Source organism: Pseudoalteromonas lipolytica, assembly GCF_900116435.1.
Taxonomy (GTDB): Bacteria; Pseudomonadota; Gammaproteobacteria; order Enterobacterales; family Alteromonadaceae; genus Pseudoalteromonas; species Pseudoalteromonas lipolytica.
Genome location: NZ_FPAZ01000007.1, coordinates 168,469 through 188,956 on the forward strand (window position 1 = coordinate 168,469; position 20,488 = coordinate 188,956).

Sequence of the window (20,488 nt, forward strand, 5' to 3'; positions counted from 1 at the left end):
GAACTTTCACAAGCCATTTTCCATCTATCATGAAATACCTGTTCAGTAGTGCCATTATTCTTGCGTGCTTAGCGGTCGCTAAGTATTTAAGCCTGTTACTTAACAGCTCTTTTCCTGCGCCATTGCTCGCTATGGTCATGTTACTTTTACTGCTATTAACGGGGGTTGTTAAAGAGCATCAGCTAAAACCGACAGCCAGCCCTCTGTTAAATTACATGCCATTATTTTTTATTCCAGCGGGCGTTGGCATCGTTGAGCACCTTGGTTTAATTGGTCAACATTGGTCGCTTCTGCTCACTGTATTTATTATTGTGCCTTTGAGCAGCGTATTGCTCATTGGTGGCGTTATCGCCTATTTTAAGGGGCGTGAAAATGACGACTAATTTATGGTGGTTAAGCGTTCCAGTCATTATTTGCCTTTTTTTGTTACTAAGAGTCCTCAACAACAAAACAACTCACGGTGTTTCTAAAGCACTTAGCAACCCTGTTTGCTGGGCTATTTTGATTATTGCTGCGTTACTTGTAACACTCGACTTACCTTATGCGCCGTTTGCTGAGCACAGCAAAATACTCAGCTGGTTATTAGAACCGGCGATAGTCGCCCTCGCTTTGCCGCTGTATCAGCAGTTTGTGCACGTAAGAAGAAACCTATTACTCATCGTGATTAGCTGTAGCTTAGGGGTGATTAACGCCACTGTTGTTGCCTCACTCATTTGCTATTTTTTTGCTGCCCCCGCTGAGCTTAGTGCATCGCTTGCCAGCCTTTCTGTTACAACGCCCATCACGTTAATTGTCACGGATGCACTGGGCGGTATTCCTTCTCTTGCTGCTGCAATGGTTATTTTTATTGGTGTACTGGGTGGGATTTTTGGCAATTTAATTTTTTCGCTATTAAACATCCGTAATGCACAAGCTAAAGGTGTTGCCATCGGCACCGCGTGTCATGCTATTGGCACCGCCTCACTTATTACTGAAGAGGCAAAAGCCGGCGCATTTGCATCGGTCGCAATGGCACTGAGTGCGCTTTTAAGCGCTATAATAGTGCCCTTACTCTATCCTGTTTTACAACATGCTCTGGTATAGTCAGGGCAAGCAGTAACCTTGTTAGGAAAACACATGATCGATTCTGAATTACAACAAGTTGAAAAATACTACCACTTGATTACCGAATACCTCGTTACCTACAGCATGCAAATTTTTGGTGCCATCTTAATCCTGTTCTTTGGTTTATGGGTCGCACAAAAAGTATCAAAAATGATTGCTGGATTAATGCAACGGCACAACATTGACATAACCTTAACTAACTTTGTCAGTAACGTTGTTAAAGTACTGCTTATTATTATGTTTTTGGTTATCGCACTGGGTAAAATAGGCATCAGTGTTACACCATTTGTTGCAGCAATCGGTGCTGCATCGTTAGGGGCTGGTTTAGCACTGCAAGGTATGCTGTCAAATTATGGGGCTGGTCTTGCAATCATTGCCACGCGCCCTTTTGTTGTTGGCGACACGATTGAAGTAAAGGGCGTTAGCGGACAAGTTAAAACTATTGAACTTGGGTATACTATTTTGATTAACGAAGAAAAAGTCGAAATCACTATCCCAAACAAACACATTGTTGGTGAAATTTTACATAATTCGTTTAGTTATTCACTGGTAAAAGGTGAAATTGATATTGCCTACGATGCCAACGCAGACTTAGCAATTGAACTCATCGAAACAGTATTAAAAGAGCACGAATTAGTTGCCGACGAGCCTCATTCACAAGTGGGTATCGAGCGCTTTGCAGACAACGGCGTGACATTAAGTTATCGTTATTGGGTGCCGACGACCAAAATTATTGAAACCAAGCTCTCGGTTAACCGCAAAGTATTCAGCGCTATTCAGGGTGCAGATATCGACATTCCCTTCCCACAGCGGATCGTTACACTTAATCATACACATGAGAAAGGTGCTGAATAGCACCTTTTTTACCTCGCGACGACAGAGATTGTGTTTCATTAAAGCTTTGTAGTACAATTTGAATGATAACAATTACTATCATCAATTAAATGTCGGGCTATTTTTCATGAGTAAACGTCTTTGGTTCCAGCTACACGGTTGGTTTTCGCTGCCTATCTGGGTGTTATTCTGCTTTATCTGTGTTACGGGCACAATTTCAGTAATAAGCCATGAACTGACGTGGTTAACCAACAGCGAAGCACGCGCAACTAACCCTAATAATTTACCGGCGATGCCTGTTGATCAGGTTATTGAAAGCGTAGAAAGTGCTTACCCAAGTGCCGATGTTATGAGTGTACTTACTTATGAGCCTTACCTTGTAAACGCAGTCATTTTTACCGACACAGACAAACCTTATGCTGTTGCTTACGTCAATCAATACACTGGCGAAGTGCAAGCTGTAAACAGCACCATTTCGTTTATTGAGTTTATGCGTACCCTGCATGGTTGGTTATTTTTCCCTTGGCAAGAAGGCTACAGCATTGGTTATTACTTAGTAAGCGCAATGGCATTTGTTATTCTGGGTGCTCTAATCACTGGCTTAGTAATTTATAAGAATTTCTGGCGTGCATTCACGCAACCAAAATTGCGCTTTAATCAAGGCCGTAAAACCTTCCTCAAGGACTTACATACACTCAGCGGAGTATGGTCAATTTGGTTTATGGCAATCATGGCGTTGACTGGCTTATGGTATTTTGTACAAGCCTTTATGTGGCACAACGAAATTGATATTGAAGAGCACGCCCCGTTAGTGGCGGTGTCGACATTGCCCGCCACAAAACAAACACCACCAACTGATTTAAAAGCCGCATTAGCAGCCACAAAAGCAAAGTATCCCGACTTTAAACCGAGCTATGTGATGCTACCAGAGCATAATCGCGGTATGTTCAACATTATGGGCAGTGGTGATACGATTTTTTATGATAACTATGCGTACTCAACCTCTGTTAATCCATGGACCGGTGAGATTGCAGCCAGCAAAAGTCCAGAAACAATGACAGGATTACAAACTCTATCGCACATTACCGACCCCCTTCATTACGGTAATATTGGTGGCCTTTGGACCAAAGTTATCTGGTTTATCTTTGGCTTAATTTTAAGTGGTATGTCGGTCACAGGGTTTATGATGTACACCTCTAAATTGGTAAAAAATAAACCTGAAAAAGCACGCCAAGCTGCGCCCGTTAATAACATTCAGGAGGCAAACTAATGGCACGTTTAAACGCAACGTGGTGGCAACGTAAAAAGTACCTGTTACATGCAATTGTGCTCGCCTTACCGGTGTGGTTTATTTACCAATCGCTCAACCCACAATTCCCTGCTCTTTGGCAAGAGCAACAAGCTGGTGAGTTTAAAATTGCGCCCATGCCACTTAATGAAGATGCCCCCTATTCGCATCATAACGAGTATGTAAAAGATTTCTTTATCGCCTTTAACCAAGGTGATATTAGCAATATACGTCAAGCCTATTTAAATATAGGTGAAGCGCCGCTGCCACTCACTGAATTTGCAAAAGATGAAGAAGGCCTTATGCATGGAACGGCACATGGTCAACACGCACATGCAATAGCCCCGAAAGCTATTTCGGCCGATGACAAATTGTGGGTCACAATTCAGACATGGCAGGGTCAATTACACACCCTACAATGGGACATTCCTAATCAGTTTATTAGTCAATAATTTTTAAAGCCACTCACTGAGTGGCTTTTTTATAACTTCTCTCTCTAACCGCCACCAAGTAAATTATTTGTTAATTTATTTCACCAAAACCTTTACAAAAATAATAATATAATAAAGTATTATAAATAGTTTGATTTCTTCAAACTAATCCAAGGATCAGAACACACCAAGGAAAGCTCAAAAACAATGATTTGGAGACACAATGATACTTTCTAAAAATACAGTCGGCGTTATCGGATTAGCCGCCAGTTTGCTGTTACCGAGTGCCTATGCCATTGATAACGGCGTCTATACGATTAAATCGAAATACAGTGAAAAACTTGTCGAAGTTGCTAACGCCCAAACCAATGATGGCGCAAACGTGAGTCAATGGGGGAATACGAACCACGATACACAGCGCTGGCTAATTACCAACATTGGCGGCAGTAATTATTCGGTCATTAACTTGAACAGTGGTAAAGCTCTCGAAGTATTTGATTTCTCGACTGACGATGGAGGCAACGTTGTACAATATGAGTATGCAAACATTGCCAGTCAGCACTGGCAAATCAATGAAGAAGGCAGCGGCTATTATAGCTTTATCAATGATCACAGCGGTAAAGCACTCGACTTATATGAATTTAATGGTAATGATGGCGCGAATATTAGTCAGTGGAGTTACAACGGCAGTGATGCTCAGCAATGGCAACTTACTAAACTCGCCAATGTAGAATCCACTCCTTTTGACCCATCGACCACCAATGGTGCAGCCAATCACTGGCCATTAACAGGCAGTTTAGTGACCCATGATCCGACGATTGGTTACGAAAATGGCACATGGTGGATTTTTCAAACAGGTCCCGGTATTTACGGCAAATACTCAAGTGATGGCGTAGATTGGAATGATGCTTTACCTGTTTTTCCAAACGGACTTGCTTGGTGGGGCAACTATGTACCTGATCATGATGGAATAGATGTGTGGGCGCCTGAATTAAAACGTTACAATAATCGCAGCTGGTTATACTACGCTATTTCGACATTTGGTTCACGAGTCAGTGCCATCGGTTTAGCATCAGCCAGTAGCGTGGCCGCAGGCAATTGGCGTGATGATGGCTTAGTGATCAACACCACAAATAGCAATAATTACAACGCGATTGATCCCGATTTAATCGTGGCTAAAGATGGTGCGCCTTGGCTTACATTTGGCTCATGGAATTCAGGGATCAAGCTTACGCGCATTAACCCAATGACCATGAAACCCTTTGGCGAAATTTACTCATTAGCGAGTCGCTCTGGTGGTATTGAAGCCCCTACTATTATCTATCGCCAAGGTTACTACTACTTATTCGTTTCTATGGGTAAGTGTTGTGAAGGCACTAACAGTACCTATCGAATTGCATACGGTCGTTCAACTGATATCCGTGGCCCTTACCTTGATAAAAATGGCAACAACATGCTATCAGGGGGCGGTAGTATCCTTGATGCAGGTAACAGCCAGTGGGTCGGTCCAGGTGGACAAGATATCCTTAATACCGATGTGATTGTGCGCCATGCATATGATGCGGGTGACAATGGCAGACCAAAGCTGCTTATTAGCACACTTAATTGGGATGCGAATGGGTGGCCTAAATACTAGTTTTCTTTCATGAAGCGCGTGCAAACGCGCTTTTTAGAACCTTTCAAAAATACTGCGAATAAAGTCAGAGTTTAAAATTTGTGTGACAACGCCACTGCCCCACACATATGCTCGCTGTAACGGGTATCCTTTAAAAATCCAGCGTTTACGAACATGATTAAAGTCATGCAAATACGCCGCTTTTGCTTGCGGTAATGAGTCGTTTGCTAGTTTTTGCCATGCTTTATAAACCCCACTCATATCAGCCCCTCGCATAAAGCGCTGCAACCAACGTGGAAAACGAGCAAACCGAATTGCCGACTGAAAATCAATGATATAAGGCTTACCATCTTGTGAACAAATCACATTACCCAGATTACGCAGGTCTAAGTGCACCACACCGTGGCGATGCATTTTTGCGACTAAACGCTCAAACTCTTTAAAAAAGTCGCGCGGTAATTGCTGCTGTTGCAATGCAAGCTCCCTTAGTGGTGTACCTTCAATAAAATCATAGGCAATGGCAATAGGCGATAAACGACAAAAGTGGTCTACCACACCGTCAACACCTTTAAGCCGTGACAATCCCTTGTACTCTTGATTTATAAACAGTGGAGCAATGGTTTTTCTAACCCACCACGGGCTATGCTGAAAATCTTTAATGATTAAATCGTGTTGTGCGTCTTTATAACGATACACAATTGCATTGGCAAAGCGCCCTGTGTGCAATACAGACAAGCCTTCACGACTAAATTGATGTGATGGAAACTGAGCTTGAAGCTGAGCGAGTAACGATGATTCAAACATAACAACCCGGTATTTATTAAATTAAATGCCTAGGCAACTATATTATCAAAACGACACGGCAGCGACAATGTACCGCTTAGAGAAATTTATGCTTTTAAATTATGAATCGCTCTAAAGAGTAAGCTGGCAAGTTGGTTTTTCTCATCCTCAGAAAAGCCCGCTAGTGCCTCACGGTAAATATCATTAACGGTGGGCAGTATCTCAGGATAAAGCTGTTTGCCCTTTTCTGTAAGGCATAAAATGGTTGAACGGCGATCTTCTATTGACTGCTGTTTAGCCACTAACCCTTTATCTTCTAAACGGCTTAATAGGCGACTCATGGCACCACGGTCATACACCATGTGCTCGCACAGTTCAGCCAACGTTGTTACTTTTCCTCGAGCAAGCAGTACCACCACAATGTATTGTGCCGAAGTCAGTTCTTTACTTTTTAGAGCACAGTCTAGGTGAGTCACTAAATTAGAGCGCAAATACGACACCAATCGCCCGAGATCTTGAACGGGATCTAAGTCTTCAATACGGCATTGCCCAATAGATACAGGTTCTTTCATAGTTCCTCACCGCAGTTAATCGTCATTCATAGACCGTTAACCACTAAAATAATTCAATCTGAGTTCATTGCTTCAACGCCTATGATTAGTGTAGCGTAGGTAAGCGTACAAATTTCAGAGGGCGTTATGCTAAGTAAACAACATATTATCAAGTATTTAAGCCTCATAGTACTGTTACTACTGTGTTGGTTAGAACAGTTTCAACAGTATATTATGAGCTTTATTGACAGCGCCCTGCTGCAATCGACTCTTGTGTATGCGTCTTCACGTACCGTCAATGCAGCAATTTCTTTATTACAATCCGCCGAAGTCGGTATTGGTATAGCCAGTATTCAACCAGCTCAGCTACTTGACCCCGTCAACGATTTAGCGGAGTACATGTCGGATGCGATGCGTCTTGCCATTGGCTCACTATTTTTACAGCGAATTTTATACACGATTTCATCCGGCGTCATATTTAGCAGTGTTTTTACAGTATCAGTAATTGCATACCTTATTTGTGAGTGGCGTGATTTTTACCCAACGCTTCGCCATAAATTAATGGCGAGCCTGATCCTTATTCGCTTTTTAGTTCCTGCGGTGGTGCTAACGACGGGGTTGGTAAGCCAAGTATTTTTAGACGAGCAAATAAACCAACAAAGTGAACAAGTCAGCGAAAAAGTGGCTACCGTAAATAATAATGCCAGCACAACGTCGGCACTGTCAGCAAAGCTAAAAGCCGAAGTAGACAGTCAAAAACAGACCCTTTTCGACAAGCTATCGTTACTTAATGATCAACAAATTAAAAACCACCAGCAAGCGACCGAGCTCAAACTACAAATGGCTGAACTCGACAAAAAAATAGAAGCGATTCAAGCCACTCGCAGTTTATCTGAGGTAATCACTTTTAAAGAACTAGCCAAAGCAAAACCATTACTCGATCAAAAGCAGCAACTCACCGGCAAGTTTAATGCTGTGCTTGAACAACAAATGGCGCTTAATCAAGAAAAAGACGCCTTAAACGAGCAACTTGATACCCTGAATGCGTCGCTTAACCACGATTCATCATCACAAGTGAGTAAAATTATCGACACCGTCACCTCGGGCATTAGTAATATGGTGGCCACCGTTGAAGACTTGTTTATCGACTTTTTAAATATTTTGTCGTTGCTTATTTTAAAGCTGCTATTAATGCCTTTAATATTCTTATACTTGTTCAATAAAGCATTCAACGCTATTTGGCAGCGCCGTTTTATCGATGTCATAAAGCAAACAAAAGAACAGGCTTTTAATCACTGATAATTAGTCTAAAGTTATAAACTGAATTCATTTTTAAAGGATATAACTATGACTGAGCAACGCCACAACCACATTCCCCAAGAAGCCTTCGATTGGTACGACGAATATGCCCATGGCTTGATAGACCGTCGTACTTTTATGAAAAAACTCGGTGGTCTTGTTGCTCTTGGTTATTCGATGGCAGTATTAAGTAGTGCTCTACTGCCTAATTACGCCTTAGCAGAGCAAGTATCCTTTAACGACCCAGACATAAAAGCCAGCTATAAAACCTTCGACTCCTTTAAAGGGCATGGCGAGGGTAAAGGCTATTTAGTCGAACCGACAAATTTAACCTCTAAGCGCCCTATTGTACTCGTTATTCACGAAAATCGTGGGCTTAATCCTTATATTAAAGATGTCGCTCGCCGCCTTGCCAAAGCAGGATTTATTGCGTTTGCCCCAGATGCGTTGCACCCGTTAGGTGGCTACCCTGGTAACGATGATGAAGGCCGCGCAATGCAGCGTTCAATGGATAAAGAAAAAATTCAGCAAGACTTTGTCGCCGCAGCAGAGTACTTAAAACAACACCCAAACAGCAATGGCAAACTTGGCGCTGTGGGCTTTTGCTTTGGGGGTTATATGGTGAATTACTTAGCCGCCGTCGATAGCACGTTAATTAATGCAGGCGTGCCTTACTATGGTACTCCCGCGGTTAAAGAGCTTAGAAAAAACATCAAAGCACCGTTATTGGTACATTTAGCTGAATTCGATACACGTGTGAATGAGACTTGGCCAGATTATGAGGCTGATTTAAAAGCTCACCAAGTCCCCTACACGATGCATATGTACGAGAAGGCAAACCATGGTTTTCATAACGATTCAACATCACGCTATGATGAAAAGCAGGCAGAGCTTTCTTGGCAACGCACACTCGCATTTTTTAACGAGCAATTGATTTAAGCGGAGCAATTACATACACTCTCGAAAAAATTTAAAGGCTAATAAGTACATGGAATCAGAGGTTCGTTATCGCTTTGACTCTCAACAAACCGCTAACCGCTTTTTAAATAAACTCAGACACTGGTCTGTGGCTAATGTTAAAGCCAGCCTATGCCAAGGCGGTTTTGGCGTGAAGATTCGCTATGAAGCGGATAACTCAGGGTTTGATTATACCTTAGCCGAGCTTGATGACTTGGCCATGCAACACGAAGGCATAGAGTTTTAATTTTCAGCATTAAAAAACGGCTAACCTAGGTTAGCCGTTTTGATAAATAGAGGGTTTCTTTTTACAGATCAAAACTGCGCGAAATAGACGCGACGATACGCTCATCGGCAGTATCCCAGTCTAGACTGGTGTTTTCACCTGCAAGCTCAAAGTCAAAACCTGCAAAACTAGTTTGGTACGCCAAACGATAATGGTTATAAGATTTATCGTTGCCATCCCACGCAAATTTATTACCATCTAACGAGTTAGAAATATCAAAGCTTGCGCGTATCGCATGATTCGGCGCAATTTCAACCGTGTGGGCAATCATAGAAATCACATGGCCTGCATCGGTACCAAAATAATCCCATGCATACCAAAAGTTCAACTCTGTGAAACCTAAGCTGTTGGTATAACCAAATTTAGCGTAGGTTTCAAAGTAGTTACCATCGCTAGAATAATCTTCACCGTGGTACGAGTAATATGCAATACCATAATCAACACTGAGGGCCTCATTGAGCTCAACAAAATGACCTAAGTAAGCATCCCATTCAATGTCAGTGCCTTCACCAAAATCAACATTTGAGGCCCACGTACCGACATACATGCCTGAATCTGCAAAGGCATAATCTAGGCTGCCCTGAATGGCAGGGTCGTTCATCGTTTGACTAACACCGTTAAAGGTATAGTCAGATGCAAGTGTAACGGTGGTAGATAAGTCAGCCATCGCTGATGTCGAAAGTAGTGCCAATGGCAACGCTGTTGCTAATACTGTTTGTCTTGTTGTCATGTTGGTTTCCCTTAGCTAACTGTTTCTATTTTTGTAAAATCTAATTTGTTGTCTTTAGGCGAGCCTTCGATGTTTTTCACGGTTTTATATTTGCTGTAGCCAATAAACACGGCGCAGCCGAAAAATAACGCGATAACTAACGCACCAACCCATTGGATCTGTAAAAAGTCGAACTTAAACAGCAGAGTCAGTAATGAAAGCGCAACCACATTTAAGGCAATATAATTAAGTTTGCCTAAACGCTTCACCGTTAAGTTTAGATTATCTGTGTATAAACGGATCAAAGAATCGAGTGAGTTAATCACAAACACCACACCAACAAATACCATCGCTATGTTTTTAAGGCCCGCAGTGGCAATACCCGCTTCGTGGTACTGGTATAAAACACTAAACCAAATAGCAATAGGAATAGACGGAAAAATTAACATGGCTGCCAGCACGTGATAAGTTTTTAACCCGCCCACAAAACGCGACGTAAATTGACCAATCATTATGCTCCACGCAAACCACCAAAATAGATAAAAAGCATGGTAATCATTTAGGGGTAATACAAACTCATCGATGTTGCCAAAATAGCCACCTATGAGGGTTAAGTTATCGACAAACGCAGATGTTTGCGCTTCTGAGCCAACAAATGCACCGACCCACATAAACGCAATTAATGCGATAAATAACCACGTTGTAGAAATACTTAAAAAGCGGACATATTTAATGTCAGTACTTGAGTACACCGCAAAACAGATTGCTGCAAACACCAGTAAGTAGAAAGTCGGAATAATTGACTCACCATCACCTAATGAAGGTAAATACCACGGTAAGTTCGACAGTAGTAAAAATGCAGTAAATGCGCATGTACCAATAATAACGATGTTATTAATTAGTTTTACCCAAGCGATTTCAAAAAACTTCACTTTGGGTTCTATTACACAGAAATAAAAGCACGTAAGGAAATAAAATCCCCAGATCAAGAAGCCCCAAAAACCAAACTCAATGGCTAATGGATTGGCAAACGCATACTCTGGGCTTGCTTTTATGTCTGCATAACCTGCAAACTCTGTCAGTGGAAACATAATCAAGCCAACGTCTAGGCCTGATGTAAATAAAATTGCTATGAACGTAAATGTTCTCACCGGTGTGACACCTACACACCTTACAGTACCCCATTTAAATAAAATAACCGCAATTGCTAATAGGGTAAAAATGATGCCAGCACTAAGCCATAAGGTCATAGTTACCCCCCCAAAATAAGTAATAATACTTCATTGTTTCTCCCATTTTTTTCCCTCGCATTAACGCATCACAAACAACTTATGATGCGCGCCACTGCAAGCCCCACAGCCGACACTGCGGGTGGCCTTATTAAATCTCCGAACTACGCTGCGTTGATTGCCATTGTTTTTCCATAGCAACATCTGCGCTTGATGCCGTTAATAAAGGCTTACCTAAAATTAGATCTGCCGCTTTTTCTGCCACCATAATGGTAGGCGCATTTAAATTTCCGTTTGGAACGGTTGGGAAGATAGACGAATCTACAACCCTTAAACCTTCAATGCCGTGTACTTGAGTTTGCGAGTTAACGACTGCCATCTCGTCTTCACCCATCTTGCACGAACACGAAGGATGATAAGCACTTTCGACCGCTTGACGAACAAATGCATCGATTTCTTCGTCGCTTTGCACATTTTTACCCGGTTGAATTTCATCATCGCGATACGCGTCAAAAGCGTTTTGTTCAATGATTTCACGGGTTAATCGAACACAAGCTCTAAAGCCTTCAATGTCATCTTTGTGTTGTAAATAATTAAATTGTATTTTAGGTGCAACCCTAGGATCAGCCGACTTAATCGTCACCTCACCACGGCTTTTAGGTTTGTTATGACCAACATGCACTTGGAAGCCATGCCCATCAAAGGCACTTTTACCATCGTAGCGAATCGCTGCTGGTAAAAAGTGATATTGAATATCTGGCCATTCGACACCGGGTTTTGAGCGAATAAACGCACACGATTCAAAGTGGTTCGTCGCCCCTAAACCTGAGCGGTTTAATAACCAACGCGCACCAATGAGTCCTTTCGAAATAAGCCCTAACTTGCCATTTAAAGTAATTGGCTGCTTACACTTATATTGAAAGTAAAACTCCAAATGATCTTGTAAGTTTTTGCCCACACCTGGTAAGTGGTGTTTAACCTCTACACCCGCTTTAGCGAGTGCCTCTTTATCGCCAATGCCAGACAACTGAAGAATATGCGGCGAGCCAATTGGACCGGCACTTAAAATAACGTCTTTTGTGGCAAACGCTTGCTGTTTAGTACCCGATAAAGAAAATTCAACACCGGTTGCTTTTTTACCTTCAAGCAATACTTTTTCAGCTAATGCGCCGGTTACCACGGTTAAGTTTTTACGTGACTTAACGGGGTCTAAATACTCACGACTTGCCGAACTGCGCACACCATTTTTCACAGTCATGTGCATTGGCCCAAAACCTTCTTGCTGTGCACCGTTATAATCATCGGTGTGAGCATACCCTGCTTGTTGGCCCGCTTTGATAAACGCTTTGTATAAAGGGTTCGCCATTTCATTACCGTTATTAACCCCTAATGGGCCGTTATCACCACGGTAACTATCTCCCCCTAAATAAAACGATTCAGCGCGTTTAAAGTAAGGCAAACAGGCTTGGTAATCCCAACCTTCAGCGCCATGCTGCTGCCACTCATCAAAATCTTTTGCATGGCCTCGGACATACACCATGCCGTTAATAGATGACGAACCACCTAGTACTTTCCCGCGAGGACAGTGCATTTGGCGGTTATCTAAATAAGGCTCTGGCTCAGTGTGAAACTGCCATGCATATTTATCAGTATTCATTGGAATTGACAGCGCTGTAGGCATCTTAATAAAGATGCTTTTATCGCTACCACCCGTTTCAAGTAATAACACCTTGTTTGAAGGGTCTGCTGATAGTCGGTTAGCCAACACGCAGCCTGCTGAGCCTGCACCGACTATGATGTAATCATAGTTCTGTGTACTCATTAAAATGGACTCTCTATATTGCTCATACCCACGTAAATCGATTTTGTTTGGGTGTAGTGATCAAGTGTTTCAATGCCGTTTTCGCGACCAATTCCCGATTGCTTATAACCGCCTACAGGCATTTCTGCTGGTGAGTTACCATAGCTATTAATCCAACAAATACCCGCTTGTAATTGGTGAATAACACGGTGGGCACGTTGGATATCTTTCGTAAACACGCCCGCAGCTAAACCGAGGTGAGTATCGTTCGCACGGCGAATCACATCGTCTTCGTCATCAAAGACTAATACGCTCATTACCGGACCAAAGATTTCTTCTTTAACAATGGTCATGTCGTCTTTACAATCAACGAAAATGGTCGGTTCTACAAAATAGCCGTTCGGTGCTGAGGCAGGTGATAAAGCCTTACCACCGGTTAATAACGTCGCCCCTTCTGAAATACCTTTATCGATATAGCTAAGCACCAACTCTTGGTGTTTTTTAGAGATCAGCGCCCCTAAATTCACCTCAGGATCCATTGGGTCGCCAGCAATAATATTTTGCTCAGTGCGTGTTTTCAGCTCATCAATAAACTGCTGATACACATTTTTGTGCACATAAATTCGTGTACAGTTAGTACAAACTTCGCCTTGAGTATAAAAGTTACCTAGCATTGCGGCACTTACCGCTTGTGAAACATCGGCATCATCAAACACTAACAGCGGTGACTTACCGCCAAGCTCCATGGTCAAGTCTTTTAGTGAACCCGCAGCACTTGCCATCACTTTTTTACCTGTGCCTACTTCACCCGTAAACGACACTTTTTCGATGTCTGGGTTTGCTGTTAGCCATTGACCTACTTCACCAGCCCCTTGTACAACGTTGAATACACCTGCTGGTACACCTGCTTCGATAAATATTTCAGCAAGTTTAATGGCACCCAGTGGGGTTTCTTCTGATGGTTTAAAAATCACCGCATTACCTGCAGCGAGTGCGGGGCCTGATTTCCAACACGCAATTTGCAGTGGGTAGTTCCATGCGCCAATGCCCGCACAAATACCTAAAGGTTCTTTACGCGTGTAATAAAAGTCATTACCGACCATTTGCTGCTGACCTACTTGAGCAGGCGCAAGGCCAGCAAAATACTCAATCACGTCTGCGCCAGTTTCTACATCAACACACTCAGCTTCTTGCCATGGTTTACCCGTATCAAGCACTTCAACTTTTGCTAGTTCATCATTACGTTCACGCAAAATAGACACCGCTTTTAATAAAATGCGACTACGCTCAATCGGGGTCATTGCAGACCAAGCAGCAAAGCCTTGCTTCGCACTTTCAATAGCGGCGTTTTGAATAAACTCATCGGCCACTTCAACGTGATAAATCACCTCGTCTGTCGCTGGGTTCTTTACCGCAAAGGTATCGCCACTTTGATTCTTCAAAAAGTGGCCATTTATAAAATTTTCGTAAACAGGTGTGGTCATTTTAGGCTCCATACTGTTTTATTAGTGAACGAATGTAGTCTTTTACTAATTGCTCACAATGTTCAAATTGATCTTGGTCTGACTTACTTAATACGGCTCTTAACCATAAACCATCGATCATGGCTGCACTTAACTCAGCAGCTAAATTAGCATCGCTATCGCTCATTAACTGTTTGAATGAGCTCAATAAATTACTAAACAAACGTTTACTATTAACGTTTTGTAAGCGATGCAATTGAGCGTCGTGCATTGAATGCGCCCAAAAGCTCAACCAGGTTTTGGTGTTATTGCTTTGCTGCTGAGTACGCGAAAAGTTTGCTTCAACGATAAACATCAGTCGTTGCTCAGGGCTGGTTTGTTGCGTTACTCGATTCAATAAAGCACTCTTTAAGCTCGACAATAAATAACGCACAGTGGCTTCAATCAAGCCCTGCTTACCACCAAAATAATGACTGATAATGCCCGACGATAAGCCGGCCTTTTTACTAATGCTATTTATGGTGGTGCCTTGCAAACCAAGCTCTGCAACCGACTCAATTGTGGCGTCAATTAACTGCTGACGGCGAACAGGTTCCATTCCAACTTTCGGCATAATTTTTTATTGATTGAACGTTCAATTAAAATAAATGGTAAGGTAATCAATTTGCCAATTCAAGGTTGACAAATTGTAAACACCCGAAAACCGACCCACTAAAGTTTAGCTAAGCCTCTGTTATTCAGTTTATTATTCGAGATATAAAAAAGTTTTAAATTTATGCAAAATAAAGTCTAAAAAGTATGAATTTAGGCAAATAAGTAGGAAACGGAGGTTATTTTTTGCGGGCTGTTTTTTTAAAAAAGCGCTTATTCAAGCGCTCACGATACGTTAAAAGTACAGCTAAGATCATTCATGGTATTTTCGAATAACGGCTATCTTGCCATTTTCTATTTCGAGTACATCCATGATGGTTTGCGTGTACTCAATGGCTTGCTGATTTTGCGGGTGGATACCTTTTGCGTGATGGGTGTAACGCAACGCAATGGCTGAGTCATTAAAAATGAAGGTATCTAGTAAGTTGGCTTGATATTCAGTGTGTGCACCAAGGTAAAAAGTCATCCCTTTGCGCATCATCGCTTTACCATCTGGCTCTCTTGAATCATCAGTTTGATAAGGTAAATGTTGGTTTGCTACATCGTCTGTTAATAAAGCTAAAAAGGCCTCTAATTCTTTTTTAGTGGCGTTAGGCGCTTGCGTTGCGACCATGGTATTAAAGTATTGCTGTGCCAGCACTGCGAGCTCCGGGTTAGCTTGCTTTGCTTGGCTGCTAAATGCGCTAAGCAGGCAAATAGCTAAAAAATAAAGATGCTTCATTGTTATTCCTTGTTCGTTATTCTATTAATCTTAAACCTAAAATAACGACAAAGACTGTAATTAGCAATTACTTAGTAAAGACACTGCGGCTGAGTATTAAAATAACCACATTATATTTAAAGCATTTAAAACAGTAAGCTCGTCAACCAATAGCTCAGCACGATAAAACTGATGTTGGCGAGCGCCCTTACCCACCAGGGGGCAAAGCTAAACTGTAATTGACTAAATTGAGTAATAAGCACCACCACAGCCATGACACTAAACCAGGGAGTAAAAAAGAACACCGGTTTTAACTTTACTATACTCACCACTAAATCATGTAAAGCGCCGCTAACGGCAAAGGTTACCAGTACAGCACACCAAACTGGCAGCACCTCATTACTGGGTTTCATCACGTAGCGCGATAAGTAGTAGCTCCAAATGGGATTCCAATAACGCCAAAATAAATAAAACGAACTTGCACCTAACGAACGACTCAGCATATTACGCATCGAGTCTTTATGCCCCAGCGGCACACCGGTGCGTTTTTTAACGTATTGAGCAAGGGTTATAGGCGTAGACACTGGCATTCTCTTTTGCTATTGACCTTATCAGACTACTAAAGAGACAGTAAAAACGAAACCTATACAATGCAGGAAATTGTAACGGGTTATGACCGTGGCAAACTTAATTAGATGGGTCACTATAAAGCCCGGCTACTCGCTTGGCTTGCTATTTACTTTACATTTTACTTTTTACTTTATTTGTTGCTTGGCTCGTGGCTGGGTTGTCTGGCCAAAAGTGTTTTGGGTAACGCCCTTTCATCTCTTTTTGTACGTCGCGGTAACTGGTTTGCCAAAAATTCGCTAAATCTTGAGTAAGCTGCAGAGGCCGTTTTGCAGGTGATAAAAGCTCCATTAATAACGGTAACTTACCTTGTGCAAGCAAAGGTGTGCTGGTCATGCCATACACTTCTTGCATACGCACACTCAGCTTTGCAGGGCCATCGAGCTGGTAGGTAATTCTTACATTAGAGCCACTTGGCACAGTTAAACGCAATGGCAGTAACTCATTTAATGCACTTTGTTGTTGCCAATCAAAACAATTTTTTAGTGCTTCGCCGTAATTAAACTTTTTTAACTGCTCAAGATTTTTAATATCACTCAGGTAAGGCGCTAACCATTGGCTATGTGCACGTAGTTCATCTCGATTAATGGTCGGGAATGACTCTGGCAACAGCGTGCTTGCCAAACTCATACGAGTGAGTAACTGTTCATTGTCAGTTTGCTCATTAAATAACTGAAAACCATGCTTGCTAAATAAGTTTAACCACGCCTGAGTGCGCTGAGCTTTATCAAGCGGCTGTTTACTTGGCTGACTTGATACTGTGATAGCCCCTAGTTTTACTTCATCTTGATGGATGAAACGTCCTGTTTTTTCGTCGTATTCACATCGCGTCTGCGATGTGAATAAATGGCCGAGTTCATCTTCAAGTTCACTGGGCACAAACGCCACGCCAGCAAATACGCGACTCCCTTTATGGCCGCCCATGCTGGCAATGGCAATGTAGTCATCGTTATGCCAAAACTCTTCACTTAAATCAGCACCTGCGCCATTGGCAAGTAAGTAACCATTACCGCGTTTTTTCGCCAATCGATCAGGAAATGCAAACGCCACCAGCAAGGCAAGGTATTGCGTTTTAAGCTCAAAGGCTGCTTTCAATTGCAAACGTGATAACCAATAGTTTAATTGCTGTTTAAACACGGGATGCGGCTTTGTATGCTGGCTATGCAGCGCCAAATTAAGATCTGCAGGCATCGTTATGCGGCTTTCGAGTAAGGCGATTAAATACGCCGCTAGCTCATATATACCTGGCATCGTTACTTGTAATTTTTGTGCTTTAATCAGCATATGTGACAACCGAATATCGGCACCAAAGCTGAGCATTTGACTGCCAAGCGGTGTCAGCTTGTCATTTTCATCTATGGCTTCCAGCATTTTCAACAGCGCTGTTGCTTGCTTAATTTGTTGCTTGCTTGGTACATCAAGCAGGCTTAGCTCTTCAAGTGAAGCGCCCCATTGCTTTGCCTCAAGTAATAACTGGCTAATATCACTGGTGAGAATGTCTGGTGCGTCGTGATTATTGCGACGCTCAAAGGTTTGCTTACTCCCTAAGCGATACACCACGCCCGGTTCAATACGCCCTGCGCGACCGGCTCGCTGCACCGCCGATGAGCGCGAAATATTTTGCGTTATAAGCTCTGTAACACCGGTTTTTAAATTAAAGCTGGCTGCACGGCGCTTACCACTGTCAATTACAATACGTATACCTTCGATGGTTAAACTGGTTTCAGCTACATTGGTGGTCAACACAACTTTACGCTTCCCTTTCGTTGCAGGGGCGATTGCAGCTTGTTGTTCTGCTTTGTTTTGTTCACCAAATAAAGTAAACACCTCGCACTGATCTGCAAGGTCGCTTAGTGCTTGCTGCACCCGTAATATTTCGCGCTGTCCGGGTAAAAAAACTAATGCGCTGCCAGCTTGCTCATTGAGCGCTTGTTTAATAATTGCGGGTATATCATCGAGCCATCGGCTTTCGTCTTTGAGTGGAATATACACTTCATCAATCGGGTAACTTCGCCCTTCAGAGGATATTATTGGGCAGTCAAAAAACTCACTGTACCGCTCACCGTCTAAGGTGGCCGACATCAGTAATATTGTTAAGTCGTCTCTCAATGCCGCTTGCGTTTCAAGGGCAAAGGCAAGCGCGGTATCTGCAGCAATTGAACGCTCATGAAACTCATCAAAAATAAGTAAATCAACGCCACTTAGCTCAGGATCGTTTTGCAGCATACGGGTCAGCATACCTTCGGTGACAATCTCAAGCCGAGTGGCGGGGCTCACTTTTGACTCCCCTCGAATACGCAAACCGACACTTTCACCGACTTTTTCGTTTTGTTGGCTCGCCAAATACTGGGCAATATTACGTGCAGCCAGACGTCTTGGCTCTAACATGACAATGTGTTTAAAGTGCCCTTCACGCATTAATGTGAGTGGCAGCCATGTTGATTTACCTGCGCCCGGTGGTGCTTGTAATAAGGCCATAGGGTTATTTTTTATTGTTGTTAGCAGGGATTGATAAATATCTTCAACTGGCAGCACGTCTGGCATCTCTTACTTTCTTTTTGCCCATTGTATCAAAAAACGATGAACAGCCTCTCATTGAATGAAAGAATTACAAGGTTTTCCTTAAAACCCAGTACAAATTGCAGGCATGTAACACTCTATGTCTAATCATAATAATAAAAACGATGTAATTCAGTTGGTTATATATAAACCATGAATGGCATAACGATTGCTCTTATTAAAGTGAATGTTTAACAAAGTAAGGAGATTATGATGAACAGCGATCGTTTAGAAGGCAATTGGAAAGAGTTAAAAGGTAAAGCACAACGTAAATGGGGTGAACTTACCGATGGCGATTTAGATAAAATTGAAGGTAGCCGTAAAGAGCTTGTTGGTAAAATCCAACAAAAATACGGCAAATCGAAAGAAGAAGCTGAGAGCGAAGTTAGTGACTTTGAAAATAGTCACTAATTTTGCACATAAAAAGACCCCCAGTAATTGGAATGTCCAACTATTGGGGGTCACTTCATTTTGGCGGTTTTTTATTACCTAAGCAGGTGAATGTGTTTCACTATCTAGCTCAGCAACGGTTTGGTTTTTACCGTGTGATTTAGCAAGGTATAAACACTTATCTGCCACACTTAAACAGTGATCAATGCTCTCGTTAGAAGCCCGCTGATGAAGCCCTATGCTCAGCGTCACTTTAAAATTATGAACCCCTTGTTGAAATGCATGTTGCGCCAATTGCTGGTGAATGTTTTCAGCTAATTGTCTTGCTCTACGCTCATGTCCTTGCGGGGTCACAATAAGGAACTCTTCTCCGCCCCAGCGAGCAACAATGTCTTCTTCGCTACTCACACTTTTGAGGATTGAAGCAATGAAAGTGAGCACATCATCACCAATTTGATGACCATAGGTGTCATTCACTTGTTTAAAGTTATCTACATCAATCAACAAAAAGACAGCCCCTTCGTTAAAACGCGCATCTTGCAAGCATTCCGTAGCATAACGGCGATTAAACAAATCGGTCATGGCATCAATACGGGCTAATTTTTGATTTATTTTTAGTTGCTCAATAAGCTCTCGACTGTACTTATTACGGTAATACTCGTAGAAACCACCAAGAATACAAAGAATCGAAAAACACAGCATGACACGGGTCGTAAAATAATGATTCGGATAGCTGTAATACCCAAGCTTATCGGTGAAGTAAAACAGCACTGAAATCACAATAGCCAGTATGATTAAGTCTAATGCGCCGCGTTTTAAACCTCGTATAAAAAAGGTAACAGGCGATACAATAAATAACCACAAAGGCCCAGTTCCATTATTACCACCAGACACTATCAAAAAGCACATCATCGAGTACAAGGCATAAAGCATTAACACAGCAATAGTTCGGTCGCGATTTTTAAGGACAAAGGGCGATACAAAAACAAAGCCGCCAATAACCAGTAAAAAACTGAGCGTTATGTAGCCATCTTGGTAACTTGTAACCGACATTACAAAAGAAGTAATGGCACCAATAAATGCAAATACGCGTAAAAATAGCGCTTTATCTTTGTCACTTGCGCTGCTTGAATCAATCACACCTTTACCCTAATTTCCTTGCTTTACACTAATAACTTTAACACAAATATTTAAATTTGAAGGATATTGGC

General features: G+C 42.2%; 21 protein-coding genes. 10 read left to right on the top strand and 11 right to left on the bottom strand.

Annotated elements, in window-relative coordinates; all coding sequences use genetic code 11:
* The first annotated feature begins 29 nt into the window (after positions 1-29).
* The 6 genes from BM378_RS09140 (at position 30) to BM378_RS09165 (ending at position 5,293) form a co-directional block, all read left to right on the top strand.
* Positions 30-383: a CidA/LrgA family protein gene (locus BM378_RS09140; RefSeq protein WP_036966581.1), complete on the top strand. Its 354-nt coding sequence runs from the start codon at positions 30-32 to the stop codon at positions 381-383.
* Positions 373-1,083 (top strand): LrgB family protein, encoded by a 711-nt coding sequence (locus tag BM378_RS09145; RefSeq protein WP_036966578.1) that lies wholly within the window; start codon positions 373-375, stop codon positions 1,081-1,083. Before BM378_RS09140 ends, BM378_RS09145 begins: the two co-directional genes overlap by 11 nt.
* A gap of 33 nt (positions 1,084-1,116) precedes the next feature.
* A complete protein-coding gene (locus BM378_RS09150) occupies positions 1,117-1,959 on the top strand; it encodes a mechanosensitive ion channel family protein (protein ID WP_036966575.1) in 843 nt (280 codons plus the stop codon).
* Positions 1,960-2,065: 106 nt separating this feature from the next.
* Positions 2,066-3,208: a PepSY-associated TM helix domain-containing protein gene (locus tag BM378_RS09155; protein ID WP_036966573.1), complete on the top strand. Its 1,143-nt coding sequence runs from the start codon at positions 2,066-2,068 to the stop codon at positions 3,206-3,208.
* Positions 3,208-3,678, top strand: coding sequence for a PA2404 family protein (locus BM378_RS09160; protein WP_036966570.1), 471 nt, complete (start codon positions 3,208-3,210; stop codon positions 3,676-3,678). The genes BM378_RS09155 and BM378_RS09160 overlap by 1 nt, the downstream gene beginning before the upstream one ends.
* 202 nt (positions 3,679-3,880) lie before the next feature.
* Positions 3,881-5,293, top strand: coding sequence for a family 43 glycosylhydrolase (locus BM378_RS09165; protein WP_036966567.1), 1,413 nt, complete (start codon positions 3,881-3,883; stop codon positions 5,291-5,293).
* 33 nt (positions 5,294-5,326) lie between these two features.
* Here the strand turns inward: BM378_RS09165 and BM378_RS09170 are convergent, their stop codons facing one another.
* Positions 5,327-6,076 (bottom strand): RIO1 family regulatory kinase/ATPase domain-containing protein, encoded by a 750-nt coding sequence (locus tag BM378_RS09170; RefSeq protein ID WP_036966563.1) that lies wholly within the window; start codon positions 6,074-6,076, stop codon positions 5,327-5,329.
* An 86-nt stretch (positions 6,077-6,162) separates the two neighbouring features.
* Entirely contained in the window at positions 6,163-6,627 is a 465-nt protein-coding gene (locus BM378_RS09175) for a MarR family winged helix-turn-helix transcriptional regulator (protein ID WP_036966560.1), read from the bottom strand.
* A gap of 126 nt (positions 6,628-6,753) precedes the next feature.
* On the opposite strand from BM378_RS09175, the gene BM378_RS09180 reads away from it, so the two are divergent.
* The 3 genes from BM378_RS09180 to BM378_RS09190 are packed head-to-tail and all read left to right on the top strand — an operon-like array spanning position 6,754 to position 9,109.
* Positions 6,754-7,905 (top strand): hypothetical protein, encoded by a 1,152-nt coding sequence (locus BM378_RS09180; protein ID WP_051501726.1) that lies wholly within the window; start codon positions 6,754-6,756, stop codon positions 7,903-7,905.
* Positions 7,906-7,953: 48 nt separating this feature from the next.
* The gene (locus BM378_RS09185) at positions 7,954-8,844 is read left to right on the top strand and encodes a dienelactone hydrolase family protein (RefSeq protein ID WP_036966557.1); all 891 of its coding nucleotides are present in this window, start codon (positions 7,954-7,956) and stop codon (positions 8,842-8,844) included.
* A gap of 49 nt (positions 8,845-8,893) precedes the next feature.
* Complete coding sequence (locus BM378_RS09190; RefSeq protein WP_036966555.1) at positions 8,894-9,109, top strand: hypothetical protein; 216 nt, start codon at positions 8,894-8,896, stop codon at positions 9,107-9,109.
* 61 nt (positions 9,110-9,170) lie between these two features.
* On the opposite strand, the gene BM378_RS09195 is transcribed toward BM378_RS09190, so the two are convergent.
* From BM378_RS09195 to hrpB, 8 genes are all read right to left on the bottom strand, one after another.
* Positions 9,171-9,878, bottom strand: coding sequence for a TorF family putative porin (locus tag BM378_RS09195; protein ID WP_036966552.1), 708 nt, complete (start codon positions 9,876-9,878; stop codon positions 9,171-9,173).
* A gap of 11 nt (positions 9,879-9,889) precedes the next feature.
* Positions 9,890-11,107 (bottom strand): choline transporter, encoded by a 1,218-nt coding sequence (locus BM378_RS09200; RefSeq protein ID WP_036966549.1) that lies wholly within the window; start codon positions 11,105-11,107, stop codon positions 9,890-9,892.
* 130 nt (positions 11,108-11,237) lie between these two features.
* Positions 11,238-12,908, bottom strand: coding sequence for a choline dehydrogenase (gene betA / locus BM378_RS09205; protein ID WP_036966546.1), 1,671 nt, complete (start codon positions 12,906-12,908; stop codon positions 11,238-11,240).
* Entirely contained in the window at positions 12,908-14,371 is a 1,464-nt protein-coding gene (betB, locus tag BM378_RS09210) for a betaine-aldehyde dehydrogenase (RefSeq protein WP_074989040.1), read from the bottom strand. Before betB ends, betA begins: the two co-directional genes overlap by 1 nt.
* A gap of 1 nt (position 14,372) precedes the next feature.
* A complete protein-coding gene (gene betI / locus BM378_RS09215; protein WP_036966541.1) occupies positions 14,373-14,963 on the bottom strand; it encodes a transcriptional regulator BetI in 591 nt (196 codons plus the stop codon).
* A 291-nt stretch (positions 14,964-15,254) separates the two neighbouring features.
* Entirely contained in the window at positions 15,255-15,722 is a 468-nt protein-coding gene (locus BM378_RS09220) for a nuclear transport factor 2 family protein (protein ID WP_074989041.1), read from the bottom strand.
* A gap of 125 nt (positions 15,723-15,847) precedes the next feature.
* A complete protein-coding gene (locus BM378_RS09225; RefSeq protein WP_074989063.1) occupies positions 15,848-16,285 on the bottom strand; it encodes an acyltransferase in 438 nt (145 codons plus the stop codon).
* 157 nt (positions 16,286-16,442) lie between these two features.
* Positions 16,443-18,863 (bottom strand): ATP-dependent helicase HrpB, encoded by a 2,421-nt coding sequence (hrpB, locus tag BM378_RS09230; protein WP_074989064.1) that lies wholly within the window; start codon positions 18,861-18,863, stop codon positions 16,443-16,445.
* A 237-nt stretch (positions 18,864-19,100) separates the two neighbouring features.
* Here hrpB and BM378_RS09235 point away from each other — a divergent pair, with 237 nt between their 5' ends.
* Positions 19,101-19,298, top strand: a complete 198-nt coding sequence (locus BM378_RS09235) for a CsbD family protein (RefSeq protein ID WP_036966535.1) — start codon at positions 19,101-19,103, stop codon at positions 19,296-19,298.
* A gap of 78 nt (positions 19,299-19,376) precedes the next feature.
* Here the strand turns inward: BM378_RS09235 and BM378_RS09240 are convergent, their stop codons facing one another.
* A complete protein-coding gene (locus tag BM378_RS09240; RefSeq protein ID WP_083422895.1) occupies positions 19,377-20,417 on the bottom strand; it encodes a GGDEF domain-containing protein in 1,041 nt (346 codons plus the stop codon).
* Positions 20,418-20,488: the final 71 nt, after the last annotated feature.

Bases quoted from the DNA above. Each gene is read 5' to 3' on its own strand.
- BM378_RS09195 (WP_036966552.1), bottom strand. From the start codon at position 9,878: ATGACAACAAGACAAACAGTATTAGCAACAGCGTTGCCATTGGCACTA.
- BM378_RS09200 (WP_036966549.1), bottom strand. From the start codon at position 11,107: ATGACCTTATGGCTTAGTGCTGGCATCATTTTTACCCTATTAGCAATT.
- BM378_RS09190 (WP_036966555.1), top strand. From the start codon at position 8,894: ATGGAATCAGAGGTTCGTTATCGCTTTGACTCTCAACAAACCGCTAAC.
- BM378_RS09140 (WP_036966581.1), top strand. From the start codon at position 30: ATGAAATACCTGTTCAGTAGTGCCATTATTCTTGCGTGCTTAGCGGTC.
- betB (WP_074989040.1), bottom strand. From the start codon at position 14,371: ATGACCACACCTGTTTACGAAAATTTTATAAATGGCCACTTTTTGAAG.
- betI (WP_036966541.1), bottom strand. From the start codon at position 14,963: ATGCCGAAAGTTGGAATGGAACCTGTTCGCCGTCAGCAGTTAATTGAC.
- BM378_RS09165 (WP_036966567.1), top strand. From the start codon at position 3,881: ATGATACTTTCTAAAAATACAGTCGGCGTTATCGGATTAGCCGCCAGT.
- BM378_RS09180 (WP_051501726.1), top strand. From the start codon at position 6,754: ATGCTAAGTAAACAACATATTATCAAGTATTTAAGCCTCATAGTACTG.
- BM378_RS09145 (WP_036966578.1), top strand. From the start codon at position 373: ATGACGACTAATTTATGGTGGTTAAGCGTTCCAGTCATTATTTGCCTT.
- BM378_RS09170 (WP_036966563.1), bottom strand. From the start codon at position 6,076: ATGTTTGAATCATCGTTACTCGCTCAGCTTCAAGCTCAGTTTCCATCA.
- BM378_RS09160 (WP_036966570.1), top strand. From the start codon at position 3,208: ATGGCACGTTTAAACGCAACGTGGTGGCAACGTAAAAAGTACCTGTTA.
- BM378_RS09185 (WP_036966557.1), top strand. From the start codon at position 7,954: ATGACTGAGCAACGCCACAACCACATTCCCCAAGAAGCCTTCGATTGG.
- BM378_RS09175 (WP_036966560.1), bottom strand. From the start codon at position 6,627: ATGAAAGAACCTGTATCTATTGGGCAATGCCGTATTGAAGACTTAGAT.
- BM378_RS09220 (WP_074989041.1), bottom strand. From the start codon at position 15,722: ATGAAGCATCTTTATTTTTTAGCTATTTGCCTGCTTAGCGCATTTAGC.
- BM378_RS09235 (WP_036966535.1), top strand. From the start codon at position 19,101: ATGAACAGCGATCGTTTAGAAGGCAATTGGAAAGAGTTAAAAGGTAAA.
- betA (WP_036966546.1), bottom strand. From the start codon at position 12,908: ATGAGTACACAGAACTATGATTACATCATAGTCGGTGCAGGCTCAGCA.
- BM378_RS09155 (WP_036966573.1), top strand. From the start codon at position 2,066: ATGAGTAAACGTCTTTGGTTCCAGCTACACGGTTGGTTTTCGCTGCCT.
- BM378_RS09150 (WP_036966575.1), top strand. From the start codon at position 1,117: ATGATCGATTCTGAATTACAACAAGTTGAAAAATACTACCACTTGATT.